This window comes from Nocardia sp. NPDC059228 (assembly GCF_042754245.1).
In the GTDB taxonomy this organism is placed as follows: domain Bacteria; phylum Actinomycetota; class Actinomycetes; order Mycobacteriales; family Mycobacteriaceae; genus Nocardia.
This window is the reverse complement of record NZ_JBHZAL010000040.1, coordinates 1-18,725: the sequence shown is the minus strand read 5'-3', so window position 1 is coordinate 18,725 and position 18,725 is coordinate 1. Positions and strand designations below refer to the sequence as shown.

The 18,725-nt window shown below is 68.8% G+C and carries 20 protein-coding genes; 8 read left to right on the top strand and 12 right to left on the bottom strand.

Going from position 1 to position 18,725, the window contains the following annotated elements:
- Positions 1 to 44: 44 nt before the first annotated feature.
- The gene (locus tag ACFXKA_RS36655) at positions 45 to 1,268 is read right to left on the bottom strand and encodes a hypothetical protein (protein ID WP_379430868.1); all 1,224 of its coding nucleotides are present in this window, start codon (positions 1,266 to 1,268) and stop codon (positions 45 to 47) included.
- A 186-nt stretch (positions 1,269 to 1,454) separates the two neighbouring features.
- Entirely contained in the window at positions 1,455 to 1,859 is a 405-nt protein-coding gene (locus ACFXKA_RS36650) for a hypothetical protein (protein ID WP_379430867.1), read from the bottom strand.
- 318 nt (positions 1,860 to 2,177) lie between these two features.
- Between ACFXKA_RS36650 and lexA the strand changes: the two genes are divergently transcribed.
- Positions 2,178 to 2,870: a transcriptional repressor LexA gene (gene lexA / locus ACFXKA_RS36645; protein WP_354848357.1), complete on the top strand. Its 693-nt coding sequence runs from the start codon at positions 2,178 to 2,180 to the stop codon at positions 2,868 to 2,870.
- Between the two features lie 70 nt (positions 2,871 to 2,940).
- Here the strand turns inward: lexA and ACFXKA_RS36640 are convergent, their stop codons facing one another.
- The 5 genes from ACFXKA_RS36640 to ACFXKA_RS36620 all read right to left on the bottom strand — a co-directional run bounded on the left by ACFXKA_RS36640 (position 2,941) and on the right by ACFXKA_RS36620 (position 7,820).
- Entirely contained in the window at positions 2,941 to 3,405 is a 465-nt protein-coding gene (locus ACFXKA_RS36640; RefSeq protein ID WP_379430866.1) for a DUF2231 domain-containing protein, read from the bottom strand.
- Positions 3,406 to 3,535: 130 nt separating this feature from the next.
- Entirely contained in the window at positions 3,536 to 4,327 is a 792-nt protein-coding gene (locus ACFXKA_RS36635) for a hypothetical protein (RefSeq protein WP_379430865.1), read from the bottom strand.
- A gap of 255 nt (positions 4,328 to 4,582) precedes the next feature.
- Positions 4,583 to 6,232, bottom strand: a complete 1,650-nt coding sequence (locus ACFXKA_RS36630) for an alpha/beta hydrolase (RefSeq protein ID WP_379430864.1) — start codon at positions 6,230 to 6,232, stop codon at positions 4,583 to 4,585.
- Between the two features lie 227 nt (positions 6,233 to 6,459).
- Complete coding sequence (locus ACFXKA_RS36625; protein WP_379430863.1) at positions 6,460 to 6,768, bottom strand: hypothetical protein; 309 nt, start codon at positions 6,766 to 6,768, stop codon at positions 6,460 to 6,462.
- 104 nt (positions 6,769 to 6,872) lie between these two features.
- Positions 6,873 to 7,820 carry an acyl-ACP desaturase gene (locus tag ACFXKA_RS36620; protein WP_354848200.1) on the bottom strand — a complete coding sequence of 316 codons (948 nt, stop codon included), beginning with the start codon at positions 7,818 to 7,820 and terminating at the stop codon, positions 6,873 to 6,875.
- 505 nt (positions 7,821 to 8,325) lie between these two features.
- On the opposite strand from ACFXKA_RS36620, the gene ACFXKA_RS36615 reads away from it, so the two are divergent.
- Positions 8,326 to 9,363, top strand: coding sequence for a YbhN family protein (locus ACFXKA_RS36615; protein WP_379430862.1), 1,038 nt, complete (start codon positions 8,326 to 8,328; stop codon positions 9,361 to 9,363).
- 34 nt (positions 9,364 to 9,397) lie between these two features.
- Here the strand turns inward: ACFXKA_RS36615 and ACFXKA_RS36610 are convergent, their stop codons facing one another.
- A complete protein-coding gene (locus ACFXKA_RS36610; RefSeq protein ID WP_354848205.1) occupies positions 9,398 to 9,652 on the bottom strand; it encodes a hypothetical protein in 255 nt (84 codons plus the stop codon).
- Between the two features lie 92 nt (positions 9,653 to 9,744).
- Here ACFXKA_RS36610 and ACFXKA_RS36605 point away from each other — a divergent pair, with 92 nt between their 5' ends.
- Positions 9,745 to 10,098 (top strand): YggT family protein, encoded by a 354-nt coding sequence (locus ACFXKA_RS36605; protein WP_379430861.1) that lies wholly within the window; start codon positions 9,745 to 9,747, stop codon positions 10,096 to 10,098.
- Here ACFXKA_RS36605 and ACFXKA_RS36600 read toward each other — a convergent pair.
- Positions 10,088 to 11,335, bottom strand: coding sequence for an MFS transporter (locus tag ACFXKA_RS36600; RefSeq protein WP_379430860.1), 1,248 nt, complete (start codon positions 11,333 to 11,335; stop codon positions 10,088 to 10,090). The genes ACFXKA_RS36605 and ACFXKA_RS36600 overlap by 11 nt on opposite strands.
- A gap of 125 nt (positions 11,336 to 11,460) precedes the next feature.
- Between ACFXKA_RS36600 and ACFXKA_RS36595 the strand changes: the two genes are divergently transcribed.
- Genes ACFXKA_RS36595 through ACFXKA_RS36585 form a run of 3 tightly spaced genes read left to right on the top strand, consistent with a single transcriptional unit; the run spans position 11,461 to position 13,371 of the window.
- The gene (locus tag ACFXKA_RS36595; RefSeq protein ID WP_379430859.1) at positions 11,461 to 12,393 is read left to right on the top strand and encodes a LysR family transcriptional regulator; all 933 of its coding nucleotides are present in this window, start codon (positions 11,461 to 11,463) and stop codon (positions 12,391 to 12,393) included.
- A gap of 29 nt (positions 12,394 to 12,422) precedes the next feature.
- Positions 12,423 to 12,935: a DinB family protein gene (locus ACFXKA_RS36590; protein WP_379430858.1), complete on the top strand. Its 513-nt coding sequence runs from the start codon at positions 12,423 to 12,425 to the stop codon at positions 12,933 to 12,935.
- A 31-nt stretch (positions 12,936 to 12,966) separates the two neighbouring features.
- Positions 12,967 to 13,371, top strand: a complete 405-nt coding sequence (locus ACFXKA_RS36585; RefSeq protein WP_379430857.1) for a VOC family protein — start codon at positions 12,967 to 12,969, stop codon at positions 13,369 to 13,371.
- Between the two features lie 13 nt (positions 13,372 to 13,384).
- Here ACFXKA_RS36585 and ACFXKA_RS36580 read toward each other — a convergent pair whose 3' ends face one another.
- Positions 13,385 to 14,362 carry an oxidoreductase gene (locus tag ACFXKA_RS36580; protein WP_379430856.1) on the bottom strand — a complete coding sequence of 326 codons (978 nt, stop codon included), beginning with the start codon at positions 14,360 to 14,362 and terminating at the stop codon, positions 13,385 to 13,387.
- Between the two features lie 296 nt (positions 14,363 to 14,658).
- Between ACFXKA_RS36580 and ACFXKA_RS36575 the strand changes: the two genes are divergently transcribed.
- A complete protein-coding gene (locus ACFXKA_RS36575) occupies positions 14,659 to 14,826 on the top strand; it encodes a hypothetical protein (protein ID WP_379430855.1) in 168 nt (55 codons plus the stop codon).
- A gap of 288 nt (positions 14,827 to 15,114) precedes the next feature.
- Here the strand turns inward: ACFXKA_RS36575 and ACFXKA_RS36570 are convergent, their stop codons facing one another.
- Positions 15,115 to 15,891 carry a GntR family transcriptional regulator gene (locus ACFXKA_RS36570; RefSeq protein WP_379430854.1) on the bottom strand — a complete coding sequence of 259 codons (777 nt, stop codon included), beginning with the start codon at positions 15,889 to 15,891 and terminating at the stop codon, positions 15,115 to 15,117.
- 155 nt (positions 15,892 to 16,046) lie between these two features.
- On the opposite strand from ACFXKA_RS36570, the gene ACFXKA_RS36565 reads away from it, so the two are divergent.
- A complete protein-coding gene (locus ACFXKA_RS36565; protein ID WP_379430853.1) occupies positions 16,047 to 17,495 on the top strand; it encodes an ABC1 kinase family protein in 1,449 nt (482 codons plus the stop codon).
- 84 nt (positions 17,496 to 17,579) lie between these two features.
- On the opposite strand, the gene ACFXKA_RS36560 is transcribed toward ACFXKA_RS36565, so the two are convergent.
- Entirely contained in the window at positions 17,580 to 18,704 is a 1,125-nt protein-coding gene (locus ACFXKA_RS36560) for a DUF1254 domain-containing protein (protein ID WP_379430893.1), read from the bottom strand.
- Positions 18,705 to 18,725 lie beyond the last annotated feature (21 nt).

Here is an 18,725-nt window from a genome sequence, read left to right as displayed (position 1 = left end):
GACGGACCCGGTCGGCGGCGTCCGCCCGTATCCACAGGCCGGAATCAGGTGGTCACCTGCCACTGCGAGGTCAGGTCGGCGAGCAGATCCGGCAAGCGCTGCACCAGCCGCCCATTGGTCAGCATGACCGGGAACGGCACGGCCAGAACCGGTCTCGCGGCGGCCGGATTCGCGCACAGTTCCAGGTAGCGCGGCAGCAGGTCGTGGGTGATGTAGTTCCACCGCGCGTCGCGGTCGGCCCAGTTGAAGTCGGGCAGCGGAGCGCGCAGCGACATCGCGCCGGTGGTGAGGGTGGTGGGCGCGAAGACGCCGGGCGCGCGGACGCCGGGAACGGCGGCCTTGCCCGCGATCGTGCTCACGTAGGTCATGACCCGGCCCATGTCGCCGCGGCCGTGCGAGGTGACATCCCACTGGTCGGCGATGATCTGGTTCTGTTCCCGGTCGGTCATGCGCAGCGCGGCGTCGGCCAGGCCGTCGGGGGTGCCGGAATCGATCTCGCGCCAGGCGGTGATGGCGTTCTCGTCCAGCACGCCGGCCCGGTACATCTCCTCGACACCGGCCAGGCCCGCGGTTGCGTAGGCCTCGTGCATGGGTACCTGGTCGATGAAGATGTGCTTCTGCATGATCATCAGCCGGGTCTGGTACCAGGCCAGATCGTCGGCGGTGAGCCGCTCGCCCGCGGTGCCGAGGGTCCGGATGTCGGCGGGCAGGATGTCCAGCAGCTGCGGCGGGGTGCCGCGCAGCAGATCGGCCACCGCGTCACCGAGCTGATGGATGCCCGGCACGGTGACAATCGCCGACACGTCGCCCATGTCGAAGAAGCCCGACGCGAACGACCCGCCGGCGAGCCCGGCCAGTCCGGTCCACCAGTAGTCCGGGTGCGCGTTGTCGAGCCGCAGGTAGTTCACGTAGACCTGGGTGAAGGTGCGGGTATTCGCCGCGACGCCGCGCCCGGGATCCCAGGCCGCCAGGTCGATGTCGGCATTCTGGGTCGCGGTGACCAGCCAGTACTGATGCAGCAGGGTCGCGTAGTGCCGCGGCTCGACACCCGCGGCGCGCGCGTCGTCGAGCGCGGCACGCAGGGTGTCGGGATCCAGGGGCAGTGCGGGATTCAATCCGCCGCCGCCCGCGCCGTCACCATTGACCGACGGCACATCCAGATACGCGGCATAGGCGGACTCCGCATGCGCGGCCGGTGCGATCACCAGCCCGATCATCAGGCAGGTGAGGACACCGGCCACCCGAATCAGCCCTCGAACTCTCGGCATCGACGCCCCCTGTCGCTGTGCGCGCGGGCCGGAGCACGGGCCGCGCGGATGTAGCCTCTGTCACATCCAGGGGGACGCTAGCAACACGTTTCAGTTTTCAATCTGCATTTCCGGCCACGCCCATGGCCGTCGAGCTCTATCCCGAATAACGGCTATGACCGGGCAACTACCACAGCAGCGGGCTCGCTATCGCACCGGCGCCCGGACCAGCTGGACCGAGGACGGGGTGGTCTGCGAATCGAAGTCGCCGGAACGCAAGTGGGCCAGACCGATCAGACCGGCCACGGCCAGCGCGCTCATCAATGCGGTGACGGCCAGGGCCGCGAGACCGACCTGGGCGCGCTGCACCCGGTCCAGCGGATGCGCGCCACGGGCGCGCCGGGCCGCGTGTCGCACGACGACATGGTCGCGTCGAACATCTGCGCCGGCGACGGGCCGGACCCGCGCGCGGCAGGGGCGGCGGTCCAGGACGGGACGGCCCGCAGCCGCGGGCGTCCCGGTCCGGAACCGATCCGAACGCAGCTCCGAGGGGATGCTGTCGAATCCCAGATCGCTTCCCAGAGTGTCGATTTCGCTGACCACGGCGCGCATCGAAGAAACCTCCAAAGTAGGGCGGACCGAATGATGCTGGACAACTGACTCGATCATGTGTTCGAAGAACTGATGTTCGAATTTCTACCACGGCCCACCGACAATGTCACTGATTTCCCCGACATGCGTCGAACAGATGTTTGATCACACGCGTCACACGGACTACAGTCGAGACACGAGTTCCACGGACGCACGATGAACCGCATCCGGGAACGAATTCCGGTGAGCGACAGCAGTGAACGGAGGACGGCGGCGGTGAGCGAACACGGCGGCGCGGATGGTGAGAACGGACCCCTTGGTCCCGGCGGTGACGGCCCCCTGTCCGAATCGTCCGGTGTCGGCGCCGATCTGACCGTGCGCCAGCGCAAGGTACTGGAGGTCATCCGCACCTCGGTGCACGACCGCGGCTATCCGCCCAGCATCCGCGAGATCGGCGATGCCGTCGGCCTCACCTCGACTTCCTCGGTGGCACACCAGCTCCGGGCGCTCGAGCGCAAGGGCTACCTACGCCGCGACCCCAATCGCCCACGCGCCGTGGATGTCCGGGGCCTGGACGAGACGGCGGTGCGCGCCACCGCCGGCGTGTCGCAGCTGCGCGCGGTCAATACCGAGGCCGACGCCTCCGACGAGCACCCTGCCCCGACCTACGTCCCGGTGCTGGGCCGGATCGCCGCCGGTGGCCCGATCCTGGCCGAGCAGGCGGTGGAGGACGTCTTCCCGCTGCCGCGCGAACTGGTCGGCGAGGGTTCGCTGTTCCTGCTGAAGGTCGTCGGCCAGTCCATGATCGACGCCGCCATCTGCGACGGTGACTGGGTGGTCGTGCGGCAGCAGAACGTGGCCGACAACGGCGACATCGTGGCCGCCATGATCGAGGGCGAGGCCACCGTGAAGACCTTCAAGCGCACCGGATCCCAGGTGTGGCTGATGCCGCACAACCCCCTGTTCGAGCCGATTCCGGGCAATGACGCCCAGATTCTCGGCAAGGTCGTCACGGTCATCCGCAAGATCTGACCGTGCCCGCACTGCCGTGGCCCGGCGACCGCCCCGCAGACCGGCCGCCGGGTCACGACAGTCGTCTCCGTCAGTGGTTGAGCACGCCGTTCCACACGGCGTGCGCCCCCGAGTCCCCGACCCGGTAGGTCTGCCACCCGGCCGCCGCGCCGCTCGCGATCACCAGCAGTGCGATCACCGCCGGCACCACCCGGCCCAGCGGCTTCCCGCGGCCGCGCCGCAGGTGCACGAAGACCAGCAGCACGGTCGAAACCAGCAGCGGCGCAACGAAATACAACATCTGATGGCCGAGCCGCGCGTGCTCGTCCACCACCGGGGGATTACCGAGCTGCCGCTGGAACCACTCCCCCGCCTCCACGGTCACCGGCGTCAATGCCGTCACCAGGACCGCCAGGACGGAAGTCGGCCAGATCAGCCGGGTGCGGGCCGCGGGCCACAGTGCGCACAGGATCAGCAACCCCGCGGTCAGCGGGACCAGCACGACAATCACGTGCACCAGCAGGACATGGGCGGGCAGCCCATTGAATGTCGACATATATCGGCTCTTTCGAACTCGGCGAACGAAGCCCGGCGTATCAGAACAACGTAAGCCGGGCCCGGCCGGTTCGGTTCGGACCCACGGTCGTCCGGCGAGTTCGGATCGGGACCGTGGGTCGCGCGAGCAGTCAGTCGGTTTCGGTGGGCACCACGATGCGAGAGATGAGCTGGGTGGGCGCCTCGTCGCGTCCGGGCATCGGCTGGGTGGCGACCGGCGCGGCGCCCTTCGGGGCGACGGTCTCGGGCGCCGCGGACGCGGCCGGCTCGAGCGCCGCGGGCTCGGGGGCGGCGACCGCCTCCGGCGCGGGAACCGGTAGCACATCCACGATCTGAGGGGCCGGCTTGTCCTGGGCGGGCGTCGCGGGCAGATCCGGCATGGAGGCCAGCGCAGCGGCCGGGTCCAGGTCGCGGGCGGCGGGTGCGTCGGAGTTCAGCGCGGCCAGGCGGCGGGCCCGCAGGTCGCCGCTGAGCGCCGTGGTCACCTGATCCGGCGATCCGGCGGGGGCCTGGACGATACGGCGGGTCGGGACGTCCTCGACCGGCGCGGCCTCGGCCCCGCTCGGCAGGCCGGAGCCGGCGACGAAGCCGAGCACCTCGTACTGCGTGCCGATCGTCATGACGGCCGAGTTCTTGTCGTGCGCAATGTATCCCTGGTTGGTGCCCATGACGCGACGCAGCGACTCCAGCCAGCGATGGTCGAGGACGCGGCAGTCGGCCCAGGGGAAGTACTCCAGCCCGGTCCGTAGATAGAAGCGGTCGCCGATGCGCGCACCGCGCAACAGCTCCAGCAGCCAGGCATCGATGAGATTCGGCTGCGCATTGCGATAGATGCGGGACTGCGGGGGCACGGAGCCGTTCGCAAATTCCCCGAAGGAGTTCAGCAACTCACCCGGAAACTCTTCCAGCTTCCCAAAACCCACGACATCTAAACCAAGAAGTTGCTCTGGAAGTTGGGCGGCGATCCTGCGCTCGTCGTGGAGTTTGAACTTTCTATTGATGTTCTCAGTGCGCATTTGTCTCCGACTTCCCATTCCAACCTGACGGAACCCTAGCATGAACCCGACCGTTTCAAACCAGTTTGGTCGGCCGCCCAGAGCCGTGGTACCGGCACTCCCGCAACTAATCCGCAACCAGCAGTTACGGCTATCACGACGCAACGAACCGCCCGTTCGGGATCATTGGCCATAGCGTCCGGCGATGATTTCCCCTTGATGCCGCAGTCCCGGATTCGCAGGCTCCCAGTAGTTTCCGTGTGACACGACATCGAACGGCAGGGCCCGCAACACCGGAAGGTCGATAGTGGCTCCGGAAGAAGTGAAAGCCGTTGCGCGAAATTCGCGATCGACCGGATCGACCCCATGGAGAAACTGTCCGAACCTGGGCACCGGATCAGCGGGGTCGGCCGTGGCATAGACGTGCGCACCGTTGTGGCCCGCAGGAATACCCGTCAAACGCAATTTCGAAACATCATCAACACCTACCCCAGGACTTCCCACGAACACCACATCGTCGGCCGCCAGAGAGTTCGCTCCGCTGGCCGCCGCTCCGATCACGGCGCTCCCGTAGCTGTGCCCGACGACCGTCTGATGGGCCGCGAGCCCCGGGTGGCCGGCCCGCAGGCCACTCTCGAACCGATCCAGCGCGGGCGCGCCCGCCCGAGCCCGGCGATCACGCGCCGCCTCGGCCAGATCCGGCGGTGCGTCGTACCCGTACCACGCGATAACCGACGTCCGCGCGGCCGGATCGGCTCGCTCGGCCGCATCGAGCAGCGCACGCGCCCGGTCGACACCGACACCGATACCGGTCAGCGACGATCCGGTACCGGGAACGAAGGTCGCGACATTGACGGCGAGATCCGGATTGTTCAGTGCGATCGCGCCGTGCCCGTTCCGGTCCACCGTCAGTACCAACCGGCCCGAGCCCGGATCCCCGGCCTGATTCGCGAGCGCCGCGTATCCGGCATCGCGCTGCTGCGCCTCCTCCCGCGCGGCTTCCCACTCCCGCAACCGAATCCAGCCCGCGCTGGTGGTCGGCAGGTTCTCGTGCCGCGTCCAGTCCCGGTGCCGGTCGGCCAGCCGCCGATCCTCCGCCGCGGCCTCGGCCCGCAACCGCCCTAAGGTGATCCGGTTGTAGTGGTCGCGGGCCAGTGCCGGCATCCCATCGCGGTCCCCGAGCAGCGGATCGGCCGCGAAAAGCGCGTCCTGATCCGCGGGCGTGAGGGACTTCCACAGCGCGCAGAGCACTGTGGGATCTTCCGGAAGACTCGCGGTCCCGTCGAGAATCCCGGCGATCCGAGTGCTCGGCCCGCCGCCCGTCGGATCGACGGCCAGCCCCGCCAGTGCCTCCGTCGCCGCGCCGAGGCGGGCCCCGACCCGCTCGTCGATCTCCCCCGCGAGATCCAGCAGGGGCACCAGCCGGGCCTGCACCTGCTTCGCCTTCGCGTCGAAGCCTGCCTGGAAGATCAAGTCCAGCGCCGAGTTCCCGGTATCGGAGCGCGGCCCGCGGACCGTGCCGTCCTCCGCGATCCGGCAGCCGGTGGCCCGGGCCTCGTCGGCGAGCCGCCCGACCAGCGCGCACACCCGCTCGAGCGCGCCCGCCTCGGCGAACGCGTCGGCGATGTCGAGCAGTGCCGCACCGATATGGTTCGCCGCCAGCTGCGACTCCCATGCCCGCAGCGCGGCCGCCGTCCCCGCCGCCCCCTGCCACCCGGCGACCGCGACATCGGCCAGGCGCCCCACCTGTGTCATCGCCCCGGAGAACGCCGAATCAGCCGCCGCCACACCCGAACTGGCGCGGATCGCGGCGCCCGGCTCCCACCCTCGCACTTGCGAAAACCCCGCTCGCACCATCGCGCCTCCCCACGCAATCCCTTCCGATTCGCGAAATCCGCACTGCCGCCGGGCTCGAGCGTCCCGCGCTGGGCGCCCGACTCCGTCCAACGCGCCACTGGTCACCCTCGGCGCGGAATGCCGCACCGGTAGGCGCCAACGGCGAATACCGTTCAGCAGGAGGCCAATTCGTTGTTCGCGCGGCCGCCGGACCGGCGGGCCGGTCAGGAAGCGCCGTGCAGGTAGCCGTCCAGCTGGGTTTCGAGGGCTAGTTCGGTGGCCTCGTAGGTGGTTGCGGTGTGGGCGGTGGCGTCGGCGAAGGCATGGAGGTGGGCGGCCAGCCTGCGGAGGGCGGCGAGGAGCGGGTCGCCGACGGTGACGGCGGCGGCGGCGATCGCGGAATTCGGCATGGCCCGACCGACTTTCGCGATCAGGTCGACCGGGTCGATGGCCGCGATGGCCCCGGCTTCGGAGTGGATGCCCGCCGCCATGATTCGAAGCGCCGTGATGTCGGCGCGCAGCATGTCTGTCATGCCTCCCCCTTCGTGTGGACCACACCCTAGCGGCGGCGGGACGGGAGGGCTCGGCGAAAAGGCGGGGGCTGTGGACAGCGCGGTGGCTGTTCACATGGGTGGGTTCAGGTGGTCGCGGCGGCCCGGCGGGCGGCATCGCGGGCGAGCGCACGGTCGCGCTGCTCTTCGAACCGGACCACGTCCTTGCCGAGTTTGTCCAGGTAGGTGGCCAGCCTGTCTCGGATCTGCTCGCCGCGCGCGGTGAAGTCGGTGCGCTCGAAGATGTTCCATTTGCGCAGCACCGGGAGGATCACCTCGTCGAGATGCTGGCGCAGATCGTAGATGCCGTGCTTGGCGATGAGGACGCTGTTGCGGCGGAAGTCGGGCATGCCGGCACCGGGCATGCGGAAGTTCTCGATGACCGCGGTGATCGCCGCGAGGGCGTCGTCGGGGACCAGGTCCAGGGCCGCGCCGCAGATATTGCGGTAGAAGACCATGTGCAGGTTCTCGTCGGTGGCGATACGGGCGAGCAGGCGGTCGGCCACCGGATCGCGGCAGGCCTTGCCCGTATTGCGGTGCGAGACACGGGTGGCCAGCTCCTGGAACGTCACATAGGCGACCCCGTGCAGAACGGCGTGGTCACCGGTTCCGGTGGGGTCGTCGACGCCGGTCCCGACACAGATCATGCGGGCGTGCTCGAGCGCTACCGGATCGACGCCGCGGGTGACCACCAGGTAGTCGCGTATGGCGATTCCGTGCCGGTTCTCCTCGGCGGTCCAGCGATCCACCCAGGTGCCCCAGGCGCGCTCGCGGGTGAACGACTCGGAGATGAGCCGGTGGTAGGAGGGCAGATTGTCCTCGGTGAGCAGATTGGTGATCATGGCGGCCCGCGCCGCCGGGCTGAGCCGGGACTGCCCGGGTTCCCAGTCGATTCCACCCAGGGCGGCGAAGTTGCGCCCCTGGTCCCAGGGCACGTAGTCGTGCGGATGCCACTCCTTGGCCACCGAGAGGTGCCGGTTCAGATTCGCTTCCGCCACCGGTTCGAGTTCGGCAAGCACTGCGCTCGCGGTCATGGAATTCGCCACGTCGTGTCCCTGCCCTACGACTTGATCTCGGCACTCCCCATCGCCAGCGAGCCTACCCGGATCTGCGGTGAATCGCCCTGGCGCTCTTGGAAGACGACCGTTCTGTCGATTGGCGAAATCCGGGTGATCGATACCGATGGGCTGTAAAGATTTTCTCCGTCTGCCACACCGCACTCGTTTTCGATCTTCAAATCGTGTTCAATGAACCCGGCAATCCATTGCCTTCGGTTCGAATCACCGATGGGTCCGCGACCGCGGTCCGGACCAGGTAGTCCTCGCCCGCCAGGTGCCGGCTACACCCAACGCCAGCAGAACTTCCAGCCCGATAGGAAGCGCCGGTCCGGCAACGCCGTGATCAGGAGGCGGGTCCCCGGCAACACGCCACGGACCACTCGGGCGACGCGAGTCCACGCGCCACCGACCGCGTTAATGTTGATCTGCGCAAATGCGATTCACCGGCGAAAAAAGATATCTGCGATACCTAGGAGGGCAGATGGCGGCCGTTCCCGCATCTGCGAGAAAGGCACTACCCCCCATCGTCTTCACCGTGCTGGTGATGGCCGCGGCGTTCTGGCAGCGGGATGCGGTCCTGACCGGAGTCCACGCCCTCGCCGGAGCCGACCCGCGCTGGCTGCTGCTGGCCGCGCTCGCCACCCTCGCCCTCTGGCCCACCTCGGTTTTCATGCTGCGTGGTTCGATACCCGCCGACACCTCCGCACGGCAGCTGTTCGCCCTCCAGCTCGCGGTACCCGCCATCGGCTTGGTACCCGCGGCCTCACTGCTGCTGCGAATGCGGTTTCTGCGCCGCACCGGACTCAGTCATACCGGCGCGGTGGCGTCCATCGCGCTGATGGGATTCGCCGCGCTGGTGGTGCGGGTGCCGCTGGTGGTGATCGCGGCGCTGGCCGCGCCGGGCCTGATGAGCCGCAATGGCGCGCAACCCCCGTGGCACGACCTGGGTACCCGCGTTTCGGCGTGGTGGCACCACCTGATCGGCGGAAATCTCTGGCACACAGCCGCGATCATGATCATCGCCGTGCTCGTGGGAGGCATCGTCCTGGCGGTGGGCGCCCGGGCGATGAACCGCCGGGTACAGGCGCACGGCGGCTGGCGGCAGCTGCCCTCCCGTATGCGGCACGCCCGCTCGGACGCCGAATTGGCCTGGAAATCGGTGGCTGCCACCGCGGTCCGTCCGCGCCGCGCGGCGGCCCTCTGGATCTGTGCGCTGATCCAGCCGCTGCTCATGGTGGTGGCGTTGTGGGCGGTGCTGCACGCGGTCGGCGCGAACCTCAGCCTGCCCGACACGTTCGTGGTGGAACTGGTGACCGTGGCCCTGGCCCCGCTACTGCCCTCCCCGAACGGGGTGGCCACCAAGGAGATCACCATCGCGGCCGGCCTCACCGCGGTCGCGGGCCTGACCGGCGGGGTGGCGGTCGGCGCGGCCCTGGGATTCCGGCTCCTCACCTTCTGGTGCCAGATCCCGCTGGGCCTCGCCTCCTTCGCGTATCTGAACCATCGCCGCGCCATCTGAGCGCGGCCCGGATTCGGTTACCGATCTCGCGCTATCAGTTGCCGATCTTGCAGTCGATGGTCGCGAACTTGGCGACCCCGCCCCACTTGGTCTGCGCGACGCCCTGAGCCTGATACTTCCCGTGTTTGGCCTCCACCGTCACGGCGGGCAACTGCTCCCCCGCCCACGTCTGCGCGGTACAGGTGTAGGTCGGAACGGCGGCCTGGGCGGTCGCGGCATCGACAGCCGCCAGGACCGGTGACATGGCAGCGACGGCCAGGGGCAGGCCGACCAGATACTTCTTGCTCACGGCGACTCCTTGTGCGATCTCGAGTGAGCTGGGCGAACAGCAGCCCAGATTCTCGCACGGCTGCGGCGAGCCCGCCGCCGAACCTGCCGAGCATGGTCGACGATGAGGGCACTTTCGGCGGCGTCGCGGCGTTGATCACCCTGAGGGCGGCCACTACGAAGGAGTTCGCCATGTCATTCCTCGGTTCCCTGCTCGGGCTCGCCCTGACGCTGTTCATGCTGCTGTTGCTGGCCCGCCTCATCATCGATTGGATCGGCGTGCTCGGCGATACCCCGCCGGCCCTGCGGAAGGCTCGGGATGTCGTCCATCGCCTCACCGAGCCGGTGATCGCGCCGGTGCGCAGGGTCCTGAAACCGGTCCGGTTCGGCGGCGTCTCGATCGATCTCGCCTTCACCGTGGTGTTCATCGCGGTCCTCGTGCTGCGCGCGATCGCCTTCAGCTTGTAGCGGCCGCCACGGGTTCCGCGGCGGGGAGGTTGGGAAAACTGTTGGGGCGCAACAGCGGAATCGTGGCCAGCATGAGCAGTCCGGCGAGCGCGATGGCGGTGCGGGGGCCGGTGACGGCAGCGAGGAGGCCCCAGAGTGCCGTCATGGCCGCGGTATTCATATTGCTGGTGATCGACCAGGCGGAGAGCATGCGGGTGGTGCGGTCGGGTGCCGCGCGTTCGAGGCGGAAGGTCGCGTAGACCGGGTTGAAGACTCCGCAGCAGGTGATGAGGCCGAATTCCACCACGATCACCACGAGCAGGCCGGCGAGGCCGGGGCCGATGCAGGCGAGGACGGGCACCCAACAGGCCCGCAGCATCCCGGCGGCGACCAGCACCCGGCGCTGACCGAACCGGCCGACCAGCGGTGTCGCCAGCCGCGAGCCGATCAGGCCGCCGAGGCAGGGAATGCCGAACGCGAGCCCGTACTGCCAGGGCGCATAGCCGAGATCGCGCAGCATGATGACGGCCAGCAGCGGTTGGGTCGCCAGGATCAGGCCGTTGACCAGGATCGTGTTGACGAACAGCGGCCGCAGCGCGCGGTGGGTCAGGATGTAGCGCCAGCCCTCGACCAGGTCGCCCATCCGGAAGCCGGCGCTCCCGCTCGGCGCGGGCTGCGGCTCGCCGCCGCCGATGGCCCGAATTCCCAAGGCGGACAACAGGAAGCTGACGGCGTTGGCCGCCACGGTGACCACCGGTCCGAAGATCCCGATCGCCGCGCCGCCGAGCGGCGGGCCCAGCACGCTCGCTGTCCACATGGTCGATTCGAATCGCCCGTTCGCCAGGAGCAGGTCCTCCTTGGGCAGCAGGGTTTTCAGGTATGCCCCCGACGCTGCCCGGAATGCGATGTCCGAGGCCGCGACGATCACCGAAACCACCACCAGCTGTGCGAAACTCAGCACGCCCGCCGCGAATGCCAGCGGCACGCTGAGCACCACCGCGAAGCGCGCCAGATCGGTGGCGATCATGACCGGCCGCTTGCGCCGGAATTCCATCCACGGTCCCAGCGGTATCGCCACCACCGCGCCCACCGCCAGTCCGGCGGCCGCCAGCAGCGACACCTGCCCGGGCCCGGCGTGCAGGACCAGCACCGCGATCAAGGGGAAGGCGTCGAAGGCCAGCCACGATCCCGCCGTGCTCACCGCGAAAGCCGTCCACAACCAGCCGAATCCGCGTCCCAGTGACCGCCTGCCCGTCATACCGCCCGCCTCGCGCCGTCCCGTCGTCGTTGTCCGGCAAGATCGAAGCAGACCCGCGACCTCGGGATCAAACAACCGAACCGCCCGCGAGCCACAACCGGACGTTGTGCGCATACTCTCGTCGCATGGATCTCGAGGCCGTGCGCACCTTCGTCGCGGTGGCGGACACGGAACGTTTCCAGGACGCCGCCACGGATCTGTCGATCAGCCAGCAGGCGGTCTCGAAACGCATTGCGGCCCTGGAGAAGACGTTGGGCGCCCGGTTGTTCACCCGCACGGCGCGCGGCGCCCGCCTGACTCTCGACGGGCAGGCTTTCCTCCCCCATGCCCGCACCCTGCTCCACACCGCCGAACGCGCCCTGGCCTCGGTGAGCCCGGGCCGGCGGGCGCTGCGCGTGGATGTGGTGGGTCGCCAGCTCGCCCCGGCCGGGCTGCTGCGCGACTTCCACCGCGCCCATCCCGATTTCGAACTGGACGTGGTGCGGCTCCCGCACGCGGGCGCGGCCATGGAGGCGCTGCTGGAGGGCTCGGTCGACGCCGCGTTCCGCTGTGTGCCCGCGCCGGGGCACGCACTGCCCGAGGGCCTGCAGGCGACGCCGATCTTCGACGAGCCACTCGAACTGCTCGTCGGCCCGGCCCACCGGCTGGCCAGGGCGCGGACAGTGTCGCCGGAAGATCTGGCCGGTCATCGCATCTGGATGCCGAGCCTGGTGAGCGGAACCGAATGGTCGGCCTATTACGCGTCACTCGCCGCGGCCTTCGATCTCACCATCGATTCGGTCGGCCCGAACTTCGGCCTGGAGCCGCTGCTGGACGCGGTCGCCGACTCCCCGGAGGTCGCGACGCTGGTCGGCGAGGACACCCGTTTCCTCTGGCCCGACACCCACGGTCTGCGGCGGGTGCCGTTGCGCGATCCCACGCCCGTCTACCCGCACTCCCTGCTCCAGCGCGCCGCGGATCCCCATCCCACGCTGGCCGCGCTGCACGGCCATCTGGCCGGCGCGGATGTGGACCGTCCCGGCACCTGGGTTCCGGATTGGGCGCGCGCCTCGGAATAACCTCCGGCCCGTGGTGATTGGATGAGGGCATGACGAGCGCTGACTTGCTGGTGGACGCATTCGGGCGGATCAAGGAGAACGTGCACGGCGCGGTGGAGGGGCTCACCCCGGCGGAACTGGCCACGCGGCCGGACGGGGATGCCAATTCCATCGCCTGGCTGATCTGGCATCTGACCCGCGTGCAGGACGATCACATCGCGGATGTCGCGGGCCTCGAACAGGTGTGGACGGCGCAGGGCTGGGCGAAGCGATTCGACCTGCCCTTCGACGATTCCGCCACCGGATACGCGCACAGTTCCGCCGAAGTGGCGCGGCTGGACGGCGTTTCCGCCGACCTGCTGCTCGGCTACTTCGACGCGGTGCACGATCAGACCATCGGGTACGTGTCTGCGCTCACCGACGCCGATCTGCCCCGTATCGTGGACACCCGCTGGGATCCGCCGGTCACCCTGGGAGTCCGCCTGATCAGCGTGGTCGACGACGATATTCAGCATTCCGGCCAGGCGGCCTACATTCGCGGAATGCTGTTGCGCCGCCGTTGATCTTGCCGCGGGACGCACGGAGAATGCGGACATGGCATTCACCGTGGACCGTTTCGATCATGTGGTCATCAACTGTGTCGACCCGGTGGCGACAGCCGACTGGTATGCCCGTGTGCTGGGCATGAGCGTGGAGCGGTTCGGCCCCGCCGCGCGGCTCGCGCTCACCTTCGGGAATCAGAAGATCAATCTCCGCCCGGTCGGTGCGCTGGACAGCGACCCGAACTGGACCACCGGGGCCACCGAAGCCGCTGGGGCACAGGACCTCTGCTTCGTGACCAGGGCCGGGCCCGAGGCGGTCGCGGAGCACCTGACCGCGTGCGGGGTCGAGATCGTCAACGGCCCGGTGGTCAAGATCGGCGCGCTGGGCGAGATGGTCTCGCACTACTGCCGCGATCTCGACGGGAATCTCATCGAGATCGCGGTCTACCCGTCCTAGCTCCGGCTGCCGGTCAGGCCCACCGGTAGTCGACGCCGGTCAGCTCCGCACTGAGCTCCCAGAGCTTACGGGCTTGGAATCGGCTGTAGGCGAGGGGATTTCGCAGGGTGCGGCGAGGATATCCGAAGGCCCCGAAGGCCGGGCCGCAGTAGGAGTTGCCCGCCAGACCGGGTATGGTCGCCGCATACAGTTGCGGCAGCGCGCCCTTGGCGTCGGATTGCGCCAGCGAGAACAGCATTCGCTGCTGGACGGCCGCGAAGGCCGCCGCCACACCCTTCTCCGGGCCGGAATCGTAGAGATTGGTCGCCGACAGTCCCGGGTGCGCGGCCACTGCGGTCAGCGTCGATCCGGCGGCGCGGGCCCGCCGCTGCAGTTCGGCGGTGAACAAGAGGTTGGCGAGTTTGGATTGGCTGTAGGCCAGCCAACGGCTGTACACCACACGCCAATTCGGATCCAGCCAGTTGATCAGGCCACCCCAGGCGGCGATGGACGACACGGTCACCACGCGCGCTTCGGGTGCGCGCAACAACTGGGGCAGCAGTAGTCCGGTCAATGCGTAGTGGCCCAGGTGATTGGTGCCGAACTGCGCGTCGAAACCGTCGGCGGTGCGCTGATGCCGCGGCAGGGCCATCACGCCCGCGTTGTTGACCAGGATGTCGATCGGTGTGCCGCGCACGTCGAGGTGGTCGGCGGCGCGGCGGATGGAGGTCAGGTCGGCCAGATCCAGTGGCAGCACTTCGGGTTTGGGGCCGGTGGCCGCGGCACCCACCCGCTCCAGCGCGGCCGCCGCCTTGAGCTCGTTACGGCAGGCGAGCAGGACGTGCGCGCCCTTGGCCGCCAGGGCTTCCGCGGTGCGCAGACCGAGTCCGCTGTTGGCGCCGGTGACCACGGCGGTCCGGCCGGTCTGGTCGGAGATGTCGTCGATGGTCCAGCGGCGGGCGAGCAGGGGTGGTCTGGTTACTCTCGGCCGGTCGGGCAGCGCCTCGGTCATACGGTCGTTCTCCTCCTCCTCGAATTTCCGTCTCAGACAATGTACCCGGCGATGCGGGACCACGCAGTTCGGCGCGCGGGGTCGAGTAGCCAGGATCAGATCCCGTCTCCATTCTGTCTGGGACAATCCAGGGGACGAGGGTCCATCCTGCTCGGCTTCGCACTGAACAATTCGTTCGGTTTCGGCGGCCACAATGCCGCGGTGCTGTTCGGCCGCTACTGAGCACGAAATCTACCGACTGCGCTCGATTCTGCGGGCCGGATGATCGTCGAGACGGGTCGGCGCGCCGTCAGCGCGTGGTCAAGGGCATGAGCCTGCTCGGCATGCACCCTGACCGGACCGGCCGCCGGATCGTCGCCGCGGTCGCGCGCAATCGTGCTCTGCTGCCGCTCCGCGTCGAATCCTGGCTGGTCTACCGGCTCACCAGCGCCTGCCCCGCATCTGCTGGGTCCCCATGGGGGTGACGACCGGACCCGAGGTCGAGCGGGTGGCGCGTTTCCTGATCGGCCACCCGGTTTCCTCGGCGTGGCCCGGGAAGCGGCCGAGATAATGCCCCAACGTCGAGGACTCCAAACATATTGGGAGCCCCCGGAATACGATGGCCTCCACCACCCATATCGACAGGAGACAGATCCATGACCGTCCATCCACCCGCCGAGCCACCCACCAAAGGCAACCGGGTGATCCTGGCGGTGCTAGCGCTGGCCATCATCGGCGCGCTCGTGGCGGCGGCCATGGCGACCGCCGTCTGATCAGGCGGACGCGCTCTGCCGGTGCACCGCGGAATCCAGGCCCGTACCCAGCAGTTCGTCGAATCTGACAAGTACCTTCTCGTGGTACATGGCGAACAGATCCTCGAACAGCGCCAGCTGCGCCTGGGACGGACCGGCCGTGGATTCCCACACCGCCAGCAGCGCCCGCCACACCAGTACGTGCAGATCGGCGGAGGCCGCGAAGTACGCCTGCACCGCCTCCGGCACCTCGAACAGCATCTCCCCCACCGAATTGAGCACCGCGCGCTGCATGGTGCGGCCCAGATCGGTGAGCACCAGGCGCACCAGGCCGACCTCGAGCTCGAGCATCCGGGCGTGATCGGGTTCGGTGCTGCGAGCCTGGGTTTCGAGTTGATCGACCGCGGCGGTCAGCACCGCGGGCTCGATGCCGCGCTCGGTGGCGGTGTAGTCGAGCAGTGCCTCCAGCACGATGGCGCGCTCGGCCGCCACGATATTGCCGAACATCTCCGCGGCCACCTCGGGCGCGTGCATGGACAGCCGGAACAGCCGCCGATACACATCCACCCCGCCCGCGCGGCGCACATCCCGGACGGTGAAACCGCGGCCACGATGCGCGTCCACGAAGCCGTAGGACTCCAGCCGGCCCAGCACCAATTGCGCTGTGGCCCGGTTCATATCGAATTCCTCGGCGACCTGGCGGACCGACGGCATCAGATCACCGGGCGCGTACTCACCGGTCGCGACGCGGCGAGCGAGCTCCTCCGCGACATCGGACACGACCGTCTGGGCACCCATCCTGTCACCTTTCGACAACTTTCGGATACGTCCCAGACAGTTTAGACTTTCGTGTGCCAAACTGCACGTGCATGCGCCGTGACGGGCTACTCATCGGCCCTGGTGAGGGCCATACCGGACGCCGGCGCGGTGCCGCGCACACGACGAGGTGAGCAATGTCGATTCGGCGTATCGGGGAACGGTCGGGGGACGACGGGGGCAGGCCGCCGGTTCGCGGCGCGGTCCGCAATGCGCGAATCGCCGGTCTTCCGGTCGCATTCGCGGGCCGCCAGGCCGCCGGGGTCGGCAAGCGGGCCCTCGGCCGTTCCGCCGCCGAGGTGGACTTCGAGATCCGGATGCGCACCGCTCAGCACATTTTCGAGGTACTCGGCGAATTGAAGGGCTGCGCCACCAAACTCGGGCAGCTGCTCTCGCTCTACGAACTCGCGCTGCCCTCGGAGATCGCGTCGCCGTACCGCACCGCGCTCGCCCAGCTGCAGGATGCGGTGCCCATCATGCTGCCCGGCACCGTGCGCGAGGCCATGGCCGCGGGCATGGGCGAGAACTGGCGCTGGCACTTCACCGAATTCGACGATCGGCGGGCCGCGGCGGCCTCCATCGGACAGGTGCATCGCGCGGTGTGGCGCGACGGCCGGCCGGTGGCGGTCAAGGTCATGTATCCGGGCGCGCACCAGGCGGTGCTCGCCGATCTGGAACAGCTGCGCCGGCTCTCGGTGCTGGCCACGGTGTTCGCGCCCGGCGCGGACGTACCCGCGGTGACCGAGGCCATCTGCACCTGTGTGGCCGACGAACTCGACTATGCGGCCGAGGCCGACCATCAGCGGCGCTTCGCCGAGGCGTACGCCGACGATCCGAATTTCGTGGTGCCCGGCGTGATCACGCAGCGCGGCGATGTGATCGTGACCGAATGGCTCACCGGCACACCGGTTTCGCGGATCATCGAATCCGGTGCGCCCGAGGAGCGCAGCCGGGTCGGGATGCTCATTATCCGTTTCCTGCTGTCGACCTGGTCGCGCACCGGCCTGCTGTACTGCGACCCACACCCGGGCAATTTCCGGGTGCTGCCCGACGGGCGGCTGGGCGTGGTGGATTTCGGGGCCTGCACGCCCTGGCCGCCCCCGGGCTTCGAGGCGCTGGTGGGCGAGGTGATGGAGGCCGCGTTCAACGGCGGCATACCGGAATTGGACGCGGCGGTGCGTCGGCACGGCTTCGTGCGACCCGGACGCAACTACGACGTGGCCGCCTTGGCCGAGGGTCTCGACGCGGTCGGCGAACCGCTCACCGTGCCCACCTTCCGGCTCACCACCGCCTGGCTGCGCGGGCACGTCCGCTCGGTGCTGGCGCCGCGGTTGTCCAATGTCCACCGGCAACTGGACATGCCCGCCTACTTCACCCCTTTCGCGCGCTGCTTCCTGACCGCGCTGGGCGTGGTGTGCCAGTTGGAGACCGAGGGGACCATCCGAGCCGAATTCGCGCGCTGGTCACCGGAATTGGCCGCGGTCTTCGACCGCTACGACACCCGCCACGCCCAGCCCACCGACCTGGCCGTCGTCCGGCACCTGCGCCCGGCCCCGCCGGATCGCCGTGCCTCGATAGTCGGCTGAACTTCCCACCCTCGCAACGTGTCTCGCGTATCGGCCGGCATGAACGCCACTCCTGGCTCGCGCCCATGCCGGCATGAACGCGGTTCAGCTGTTCGGAGTGAGCGCGGGCGGCTGCCAGCTTCCATTGGCGGCGTCGTCGCGCGGTGCGTAGAGGCGCATGGCGAGATTGAACGTCCCCGAGGATGGGATCGGCAGCCAGTTCCCCTGGGGAACTTCGGGTCCGGGCTTGGCGGCCTGCAGGACGAGGTCCACCGAACCATCGGGGTTGGGGGTGACGGCGGGCTGGTGGCCGACGGAGTAGATGTTGTCCGGGTTGGAAACCAGGAAGTGGTCGGCGGTGTAGGCGGTCAGCGACCAGAAGGCGTCCGCGGGCGGTAGCTGGCCGGCCGGAAAGTGGCATCGGTAGGTGCGCGGGGTGCCGCCGGAGTCGGCGGGAACATTGCCCATCATCGGATAGATCGCGTCGGCGGGCAGATTCGCGCCGAGGGCGGTCAACGCCGTGTTGGCGCGCAACGGGTAATCGGTGCCGTAGGTGCCGAGGTTGGTGGCATAGCTCCAGCCGTTGACATCCTTGGCACTCGGGTTCTTGTAGTCGTGGATCCGCTGCTGGGCGTCGCGGACCGCGGAATTCAAGGTGTCGGCGTCGATGCCGGTGACCGAGCCACCGGGCTTGATGCCCAGGCCGGCGAATCGGGCGAGCGCGTCGGCGTCGGCGGGTGCGGGAGCATCGGCCGCCATCAGTTCATTGAGCTTGGCGAAAAAGGCTGCGCCGTCCATGTTCTGGACCTGCTTGGCCGGGCTGTCGGACATGCTGCCCGGTGCACCATTGGGCGTGGGCGTGTCCGGGTTGGCGGTCCAGGCGCTCAGCGGCATGAGCTTGATCTGGTTCTGCAGAGCGACGACCGCGTCGTGGTCGTCCGGGCTGTTGAGAGCGAAACGGATGATGATCCATGTCGTACCGGTGGGCATGTCCAGGCGAGTGAGCCCATCGGGAAGCTGCCCGTTCCAACCGGGGCCGGTGACGGCGTACGTGAACGGACCGGACTGACCGCCGCCGGACACCTGCGGGCGCACGCTCGAGGGGTTGTGGACGGTATTGGTCCAGGCATCCATCATCTGAGCCAGCCAGTAGCGGTCGGGGCTGCTGCAGGATCGGGTGACAGTGGTTAAGCAGCCTGTCGGGCTGCTGGGGACATGATGGTTTCGAATTCGATCGGGGTCAACCGGCCG

Excerpts from the sequence above, each read along its gene's own strand:
- ACFXKA_RS36650 (WP_379430867.1), bottom strand. The coding sequence starts at position 1,859 with ATGCGCGCCGTGGTCAGCGAAATCGACACTCTGGGAAGCGATCTGGGA.
- ACFXKA_RS36600 (WP_379430860.1), bottom strand. The coding sequence starts at position 11,335 with ATGACGGGCAGGCGGTCACTGGGACGCGGATTCGGCTGGTTGTGGACG.
- ACFXKA_RS36620 (WP_354848200.1), bottom strand. The coding sequence starts at position 7,820 with ATGACCGCGAGCGCAGTGCTTGCCGAACTCGAACCGGTGGCGGAAGCG.
- ACFXKA_RS36640 (WP_379430866.1), bottom strand. The coding sequence starts at position 3,405 with ATGTCGACATTCAATGGGCTGCCCGCCCATGTCCTGCTGGTGCACGTG.
- ACFXKA_RS36580 (WP_379430856.1), bottom strand. The coding sequence starts at position 14,362 with ATGACCGAGGCGCTGCCCGACCGGCCGAGAGTAACCAGACCACCCCTG.
- ACFXKA_RS36605 (WP_379430861.1), top strand. The coding sequence starts at position 9,745 with ATGGTCGACGATGAGGGCACTTTCGGCGGCGTCGCGGCGTTGATCACC.
- ACFXKA_RS36590 (WP_379430858.1), top strand. The coding sequence starts at position 12,423 with ATGACGAGCGCTGACTTGCTGGTGGACGCATTCGGGCGGATCAAGGAG.
- ACFXKA_RS36625 (WP_379430863.1), bottom strand. The coding sequence starts at position 6,768 with ATGACAGACATGCTGCGCGCCGACATCACGGCGCTTCGAATCATGGCG.
- ACFXKA_RS36595 (WP_379430859.1), top strand. The coding sequence starts at position 11,461 with ATGGATCTCGAGGCCGTGCGCACCTTCGTCGCGGTGGCGGACACGGAA.
- ACFXKA_RS36655 (WP_379430868.1), bottom strand. The coding sequence starts at position 1,268 with ATGCCGAGAGTTCGAGGGCTGATTCGGGTGGCCGGTGTCCTCACCTGC.
- ACFXKA_RS36565 (WP_379430853.1), top strand. The coding sequence starts at position 16,047 with ATGTCGATTCGGCGTATCGGGGAACGGTCGGGGGACGACGGGGGCAGG.
- ACFXKA_RS36585 (WP_379430857.1), top strand. The coding sequence starts at position 12,967 with ATGGCATTCACCGTGGACCGTTTCGATCATGTGGTCATCAACTGTGTC.
- ACFXKA_RS36570 (WP_379430854.1), bottom strand. The coding sequence starts at position 15,891 with ATGGGTGCCCAGACGGTCGTGTCCGATGTCGCGGAGGAGCTCGCTCGC.
- ACFXKA_RS36615 (WP_379430862.1), top strand. The coding sequence starts at position 8,326 with ATGGCGGCCGTTCCCGCATCTGCGAGAAAGGCACTACCCCCCATCGTC.